The sequence below is a fragment of the Streptomyces sp. AC627_RSS907 genome, assembly GCF_019049165.1.
The window spans coordinates 1-679 of the sequence record NZ_JAGMUE010001566.1 but is presented as its reverse complement, the minus strand read 5'-3'; the positions used below and the strand labels follow the sequence as shown (position 1 = coordinate 679).

The 679-nt window shown below is 75.0% G+C and carries 1 protein-coding gene; it reads right to left on the bottom strand.

Annotated features, from left to right (window positions below; all coding sequences use genetic code 11):
* Nucleotides 1–53 precede the first annotated feature (53 nt).
* Nucleotides 54–308 (bottom strand): hypothetical protein, encoded by a 255-nt coding sequence (locus KUM32_RS43015; protein WP_176162701.1) that lies wholly within the window; start codon nucleotides 306–308, stop codon nucleotides 54–56.
* Nucleotides 309–679: the final 371 nt, after the last annotated feature.

Below are 679 nucleotides of genomic sequence, written 5' to 3'. Positions count from 1 at the left end.
CGCCGAGCGCACCGGCTTCCACCACTGAGCGGCGGGGCGGCGCCCGGGCGGGCTCAGCCCTCTGTCCTGGGGCGGTCCTTCTCGGCACTGCTCTCCAGCCAGGTCCGGGCGGGCTCCGCGGCCCTGGTGGTGTCCACGGTGAGCTGGAGACGGGTGCCGCCGTGCGGGTCGACCGGGAAGCTGCGCTGCTCGGTGGAGGTGAAGCAGCGCCGGAGGACCTCCGCCACCTGGCGGGCGACATCGGGCGTGGACGCCACGATGCTGATGTCGGCGTGCCCGGCGTCGGGCAGGCGGTCCGGGGCGTTCATGAAGGTCTCCGAAGGGTCGCGGGCATGGGGCGGGGGGCAGGCGTCGTGGGCCGCTCGGTCGCTCTCCGCCTGTGGCGCTCTCCACCGCGCGTGGGGCGCGCACGGCCGTGGTCCCGGCGTCGTCATCCACCGTCCACGGTAAACCACGGTGATCTAGGCCGAGTGAGTCCGCGTGTCGCCGCTGGTGCCACGCGGTACCCGCGCGGGCGCGCCGCCGCTGGACGCCCGGCGGGCCGGTCACCGGCGTCGGAGTGCGGGGCGTGGCCTCGGGAGTACGGTGAAGAGGCGAGGTCAGACCCTTCGAGGACGTCGCCGACACGCCGGTGTGAGCGGCGGAGGGCCGCCGAACCCACAGGGGGTGAGGACACCAT

Excerpts from the sequence above, each read along its gene's own strand:
- KUM32_RS43015 (WP_176162701.1), bottom strand. The coding sequence starts at position 308 with ATGAACGCCCCGGACCGCCTGCCCGACGCCGGGCACGCCGACATCAGC.